Here is a 7,309-nt window from a genome sequence, read left to right as displayed (position 1 = left end):
GTCAGTATGTGCAGGTGATTCCCAATTCACCAGATTGAGGAAGTTCAATAAATAAGCGTACTCAGGGTCTAAGTTCCGACCTAGCCAATATGGCCCATAACTATCTCTTGTAAGACAAGATGACAAGATATATGCCACAGGGAGAGCCAGTAAGATTAGAATTCTGACTACTTTTTTCATGGTGAATCAAGACATTCTAGCGATATCAAAATTAGAGCCCAAAATGCGCTGTCAAATAATGTTCTCTAATTCGATTGTCATAAACATCCCAACAAGGTGAATCACGGGAGAGAGTGACCACTCAATAAATTGAATCATAGGGTACGTGTATGAAGGTAGAATCTGTCTCATAGATACACCTCCACTAATTAAGTACGTTATCGGAGTGTGATATTTAACAGAGCAAATTCGAAAATCAGGAAATTCTTTGGCAAACACATGGTGATCACGACAAAAAACAATCCAGGGAATTGCCATATTTGCCCCCGATAAAGGCCCTCCGTCTTCGAAACCCCATCCTCCTTTTATATTGAAGGGCTCATGGTGAAAGTTGCGATAGATAAAACTTGACCAAGGTGTATTTGCAGGTTCAATCATCACTACCTTACCACCAGGTTTCAGACACCGCTGCATTTCCCGAAAGAACTGCCGTGAATCTTTGATGTGATGCAATACATCAATCATCATAAATGCACTCACGCTACAATCAGAGAATGGCATATCCAGAGCTGAGAAGACTCGATCGATACCCTCGTAAGGCAGCACATCTGAAGTTACTACATCGGATGCCATTGATTTCAAAAATCCTGGACCGCTACCCAACTCCACCAATAATCCATCTGATGGTGCATCTTGCACACGGCTCAATAGATCCTGGTAAAACCTAATGTAGGTTTTTTTTAAAAAAGGTTTACGCTGAATAATTCTCCGCAATATGTGGATATTGCTTGGATTATCCAGATCTTGCATCTGCGATATTTCTGGTAACTTTAGCCAACCCAACGCACTTGGCATTCTTCGAGCCCCTCCTAACAGCGCTCACAATTACAAGATCAAGCCCTTGATATGCCTAAAGTCTAAATAAACTTCATTTTGCGGGCAGCATACATGCACATCTTAAGTAAAATCAGTCCTTCTTTGACATGTTGGATATTTGAGCTTCCATAGCTCCTGGGTACGTATCGCACAGGGATATCAATAATCTTCAGTCCTAGCTTGGAAGCCCCAAACAACAACTCAAAATCTCCAAATGGATCAAAGTCTCCAAAATAAGTTCGATTCTCCACGATTTTCTTGTAATTCTCCCTTGAAATCACCTTAGTCCCACAAAGAGAGTCCTTGATCTTGGTATTCAAAAGATAAGAGAGCAACCAAGCAAAAAAGCGATTTGCCATCCGATTCAACGAAGGCATTGATTCTTTGCTAACTGGGTAGATTAATCGGCACCCATTGGCCATTTCACATTTTCCAGAAGCCACTGCCTCAAAGAAATAGGGCAGTTCTTCAGGACGCACCGTCAGGTCAGAATCTAGAATCATCAATATGTCTCCGCTGGCCTGCTCAAATCCCAGGCGCACCGCATTCCCTTTGCCTTTACCCGTCTGTTGGAAAACCTTGATATCCCACTGGTCGCCATACTTAGCTTGCACTCGCTGAATTTCTTCCCAGGTGTTATCTGATGAATGACCTTCAATAAAAATTACTTCCGTGTGCCTTCCCATGCGGGGTAGCCGGGTGATGCAGCTTTCGATGTTTCCTGCTTCATTCCGAGCAGGTATTATTACTGAACAAGTCTTTTCCTGGATCTGACGACGAGTCAACAACATCTCGGGCTGTAAGCGCGCCACTACATATTCCGTCAGGCAGAGACGGTTAAAACCCGGCAATGGGGCCAGAAACTTATTAAACAGCCATGAAAGAATAGGAATACGCTTGGGAAAAAGTAACCGTTTCGTATGGGAGACCACCTCAAAACCAGATAGATTGAGCAAATTTTCCACATCCCTACGACTCAGCCAATTGAGGGGAGGTAGAGGCATCCGCTGACCAATAGCAGTCGCAAATTTCAATAGGGGTTCCCAAGCCGGATTATGAAAGGTCAATACCAAACGAGTCGAAGCATTACAAGCCTGATTGATGTTCTGAAATGCTTTTTGGATATTTTCGATGTAACTTATCGTATTTGCAAGAACAACATAGTCGAATACTTGATTGGATTGATATTCTTCAATATTGCCAGTTTGAAAATTTAGCCCATCAAACTTTAGCTGTGCACTTTCTACCGCAGTAGGGTTAATATCAATACCCAGGCCATACCGAGGATGAACAGAAGCGAGTAAATTTCCTGAGCCAGAACCGATTTCTAATACATCAGACCGTTCCTGAAGCAGAAACTCATGGAATTTCTCGATGTCTTGATAGTAATAGAGATTACGCTTTCTCCATTTCTCCAAATATGAAATTCGTCTGATGCCTCTCAGAGAGTCGTAAACTTGCGAAACCTGCATTACACTTCACTCCGCTTGGGCTAGCACACAAACAACTACTTCAAATTGTACATGATTTGTAGCTGTATCTATGACAAGAGCTTCGCCTGGTCCCTCAAGCTCTTGTCATAGATACAGCAGACCTGCAGGTTCATTGCTGCCATGCGACTAAAACGACTCCACAAACAATGAGGCCAATGCCAATGAGCCTGTTAACAGAGAGAGATTCTTGAAACGCAAAATAACCAATTAAGACTGAAAGGATGTAAATCATCGAAGCAGAAGGAGCCGCAACACTGAGTTTGACACGAGTCAGCACCAGGATGTAGATTATCGCTCCCAGTCCGTAACAAACTAACCCCGTCACCAGTTCGAAGTTTGTCGCAATTCCTAGAATATGGCTAACAGCATTAGCAGCCGTAACCTTCCCAAGCTTCAAAGCTCCAGCCTTTAGAAAAAACTGCCCTGCACTACTGGCAAGAACAGCAACAAATAACAGAATAAATTCTTGAAAGCTCACGGATTTACTCTTAAAGATGAATAAAAAATTGTCGACTTGAAAAAAGAAGGAATATCAGAGCATTTTGCGTTACTCTAACTCCTAAAGCCTACTCTGACCTAGGGCAACTTCTCAAAAGTATAGTTTATTAATATCACACTTGTAGCTAAACAGAAAAGTTCATCGATATGTGTAAGGTATGAGTGGGCTTGAGCTTAAAACACACCAAATTAAGCGATCTCAGCAGTTCAATATTCGTTGGCAGTTCTAGCAATCACAAGCATTTTTCAATACATCTGTATTGCTTATGACGTTCATCATGGGAGAGTTTCATGTAAGGCTACCATCAACTCGCTTTCACTGTAGATTCTGTCTTTCTTCAAATTTTACCGTAGGATGAGACTCTTGAAATCCGTTGAATTTTCCTGGCAAACTTCAGCTTAGCTCTACAAAAACAAAGGCTAAACTCAACAAGCTGCTTCGGGCATGTCCACAGAAACTAATGCAGGATCACTAACAAGCTATATTTCAACTAGCAAGACCTTAATCTAACCTGGCTCTAACAAATTTGCTTGTTTTCATCCAACTTAATTTTTGTTGGGCTTTTGCCAGTTGTAGTTCTAAGTCTTCCGAGTACGATATTGAGAAATCCGGCTGTGAGTGGCCACCTAAGAACTTTTCCTTAGTAGAAATCAACATTTGTCTCAGCTTCCAAAAACTTCCTTGCTCAATAAGGGAAATCTCTTGCAATACCTCGCTGAGGCGCTGTTCAATTTCCAATTTACTTTGCTCAAGAGTTTTTGGGGGAGGATATAAAAATGCGGCTACCCCGCCGCTCTTCTCAAGCTCTTTTTGGTTATGGCGTAACTCATTCCATAACCAACCTACTTGAGGATGTAAAGAGCTATCGTTTTGAACCGCATTCAAGATTACCGAAGAAACTATATTGGCCATCTTCGCCCAGGAAAACTTTGAAGCCTGAGATATGCCTTTAGTCACTAAATCGTTTCTAAAGTCTGGAATCTGAACTTGTTCTAAAGCAGAAACCATGTCGGGAATATCTAATTGCTTCAGATAGAGAGCAGCATCGCCTGCAACCTCAGGAATTGAAGAATTTCTACTAGTTATGACCGGACAGCCACACGCCATAGCCTCAGCTATAGGCATACCAAACCCCTCATATTTTGAGGGATATACAAGCGCTTCAGCCCCCGAATAAGCTAATGCCAATTCCTCATCACTTAGCTTTAACAAGACTATTTCCACTGCATCAAGCGTTTGGCTAAGTTCAGCTTCAAGAGTATCTCTTCCACCGATGCATACAACCATATAGTCCGACTTGTTTTGAAGTTGGTTGAGCGCTTCAAAAAACAAAGTAACGTTCTTATAGCCATTGAATCCACTTCGTTCGCCAACAGTACAGAAATATGGTTTATTAATTTCGTATTTCGAGCGAAAATCAGCGATCGCAGCTTTTTCCATCGGTCTGAATACGCTTGAAACACCACAATAAGCAACAGTTACTTTCCTATCAGAGAGTAAAGGATATACAGCTCTAAAATCACGTGCCGTATTCTCAGAAATTGCTACATACTGAGATGCATGCATAAGCGTGCAAACTTTCTCCTGCCAATCTCCAAGGTCTGCTTGCAGAATCTCAGGTATCATGTCGTAGAGCAGCATGATAGTGGATGTAGTTACAGGCATACTGTAATAAGTGGATATAAAAATATCTGCGTTCTCTTCATCACAAATAGTCTGTAGCAGTAGGCTATCGCGACCACATGCAGACGGCTCGTATGGGGGAATACTACGATAGCGAATTCCTGGAATTTTAGGTGCGGAGTTATTCCTGTCGAGCACAGTAATGTGTTGACCGAACTCGTGATTACTCCACTCTTCTAAAAGCGTTCTCCACACACGACCGATCCCTGACCCTAGAAGCTGGAAGAAAACACCATCAATCAGCACTGTAGGTTTTTTCGACTTTGCAGGCAGCCTGACAGTTCCAAGGTCAACCATGGGCTCAGCAAAATCAGTAAAGATGCCAGGACCTTTTGACGGAGAGTCAGCCCTAAATATAGGTGATATACCCAACGAATCAGCCTTTTCAACAGTAGTGTCATCATTAACCCAGTCGAAATAATCTCTCAAAAAAGTTGGAAACCTAGTTTGCTTTAATAGCCTCTCCCAGTTTGAGCTTGCGCGCTGATAACCGTAGTATTTTTCCTTGAAGACTAATTGGCTCTGTAGAACGTATGCAAAATGTTGAAATACAAGACCTTCACGTTCTGTTCGCTGATGAGAAAAGGCAAAGGCTTTGGAAACATCTTTCTCCAAGCCTGGTTCTATTTCCTGGACAAGTATTGGCGGCTCATGAGCAGACCACCTCATACCAGGTTGATAGCGCCAAGTTCTTAGCCACTCTTGAACTGGATTTTGAGAGTAACAGTTTCTACTGCTTACTATTAAATTTGGTCCTACAAAATAGTGACACCAGTAAAATGCCGCTGTTTTATGAGGATATTCGATGAAAATTTCTCGTCCTCGTGTAATTTGCTGTGATGTCCAAAGCTCATCAACATCGATTTGCCACAGTAAACATTCCTCATTAATGTTTTCTAGAGGTGCATTCACCATTTCCAGTTTACCATCCCAGAATTGACCGCCTTCCTTACGGTATATGCTGATATTATCTGGAAACTCCTCAGCTATTTTGTTTAAATACTCAGTGGTGCCGTCGGAACTCAAGCCGTTCTCATGGAAGGTTTTATCTATAACCCCACCATTGGCTAAACTCCAAGCAGTGTCATGAGCTAGATCCGCGACGCCTTCAACTATGTGCCAGTGCCACTTAAATTTCAAGTTCTTAAATACATAGTTAAGATGATAGGGAATAAAGGGTTGACCATTTAATACGATGGTCAAGAAATGTACCGGTATATCATTATTTATAATTGGCTTGTTACCGATTCTTTGAAAGATAGAAAAGCCGTTCCTAACTTTTCTCTCTTCGACAACTAAGTCGTAATTTTCATCTTCACATAAACGGTTGTGGTTTTCATAGTTTTTGAATGTATTGATGTCATCTAGGCATATATATTTAGCACCATATACTTCGTCTAATTCTGCTTCGCCTGTAAACTCCGAGCCATCTATTAGAACAAGATCGAAAAAGCTGATGTTATTCTCTATTTTTATACTGCGTATTCCTTCATTTGGAACTGCCTGTTCCTCAACGTATGTAATGTCTTGTTCGAGCCAACGGAAAACTTCATCAAGCGAATAGGCATTTAAACCCGTTTCATATGAGTTATAAAAACAAGCTAAATCACTACGTGTTGGAAAGTTGTGTATTGGTACAGACGAGCAGTTGTAGCACTTGACAAACGATGCGTCCTTATAAAACTGCTTGAGTGCTTCAAATCTTACTCTGGAGACTTCAATACAAAAAAGCTTTTTGTATTCGAAATCCATTGAAGATTGAATTCCTGAAACAAATGCTTTGGTGCTCCCTTGCCCTGCTGAAGAGCCAATTTCCAAAATAGTCTTTACTGACGATTCTTGACAAAGCTGAACCAGATGCGTATAAAAAGCATCCTCAGCAATTTCTGGTGGGATGATTTTATCAAGTTCAGAACCGTTAGCTAGAATACCTTTAAACATGCAAACTCCTACTTCTCGACAAGGTTTTCAGGACTAATTAGGATGAGATATAAAAATCAAATACTTCTGCATGAGCTATGGTGCTAGATAATAATATACATAGCTTTTTATAAATATATAGTCAATCATATCCCTAAGGGCGACTTAGTCTGAATAGTAAAGAAAAAAGTGATTAAAATTCTTAACTAGCAGAGCTTTTAATAAAATAAATCCTCAGAAAAATAAAAAGGATTATTTTATAAGCTTCTGATATAGTGTCTTTTTCGCTCCTTATAGGCTCTTTAAAACATCTCTATCACAACACTGAATTATGCCCGACGTCCTTTAAGAAATCCTATGATATTAAACCAGTGCTGATTCGTTTTTTCTATTTTAATAGCAATAAAACTATAGGTTAAAGCCAATAACTCATTCGAATCATATTTTTTTCGATGGGTCTTTTTGGTTCATTCGTACTTAAGTGTTAAGGCATTTTTAGGTTCTGAGTCTAAATTATTTTTTATAATATCGATATTTGAGAATTGGCTGCAAACATTAATGTCTCTTTTGCAAATGAACGATTAAAGAACATTTGATTTATCATGTAATCAATGTGTGGATCGATTATATGTAGCAGCAGAAATCGGTTTTTCAAAATTCTAAAATGATAAATATATGT

Annotated in this window: 4 protein-coding genes; all 4 read right to left on the bottom strand. The window is 40.4% G+C overall.

Going from position 1 to position 7,309, the window contains the following annotated elements; genetic code table 11:
- Window positions 1–231 precede the first annotated feature (231 nt).
- Window positions 232–1,014 (bottom strand): class I SAM-dependent methyltransferase, encoded by a 783-nt coding sequence (locus tag IQ260_RS24475; RefSeq protein WP_193995694.1) that lies wholly within the window; start codon window positions 1,012–1,014, stop codon window positions 232–234.
- 62 nt (window positions 1,015–1,076) lie between these two features.
- Window positions 1,077–2,507, bottom strand: a complete 1,431-nt coding sequence (locus IQ260_RS24470; RefSeq protein ID WP_193995693.1) for a glycosyltransferase — start codon at window positions 2,505–2,507, stop codon at window positions 1,077–1,079.
- 130 nt (window positions 2,508–2,637) lie between these two features.
- Window positions 2,638–3,006 carry an EamA family transporter gene (locus IQ260_RS24465; protein ID WP_193995692.1) on the bottom strand — a complete coding sequence of 123 codons (369 nt, stop codon included), beginning with the start codon at window positions 3,004–3,006 and terminating at the stop codon, window positions 2,638–2,640.
- A 522-nt stretch (window positions 3,007–3,528) separates the two neighbouring features.
- Entirely contained in the window at window positions 3,529–6,651 is a 3,123-nt protein-coding gene (locus tag IQ260_RS24460; RefSeq protein ID WP_193995691.1) for a glycosyltransferase family 4 protein, read from the bottom strand.
- Between the last annotated feature and the right edge of the window lie 658 nt (window positions 6,652–7,309).

The organism is Leptolyngbya cf. ectocarpi LEGE 11479, assembly GCF_015207065.1.
In the GTDB taxonomy this organism is placed as follows: Bacteria; Cyanobacteriota; Cyanobacteriia; order Phormidesmidales; family Phormidesmidaceae; genus Leptothoe; species Leptothoe ectocarpi.
Note: the sequence above shows the minus strand (reverse complement) of the source record. Positions and strands in the feature narration are given on the sequence as shown.

What these genes read in the sequence shown, in the direction of transcription:
- IQ260_RS24475 (WP_193995694.1), bottom strand. Translation starts at nt 1,014, where the DNA reads ATGCCAAGTGCGTTGGGTTGGCTAAAGTTACCAGAAATATCGCAGATG.
- IQ260_RS24470 (WP_193995693.1), bottom strand. Translation starts at nt 2,507, where the DNA reads ATGCAGGTTTCGCAAGTTTACGACTCTCTGAGAGGCATCAGACGAATT.
- IQ260_RS24460 (WP_193995691.1), bottom strand. Translation starts at nt 6,651, where the DNA reads ATGTTTAAAGGTATTCTAGCTAACGGTTCTGAACTTGATAAAATCATC.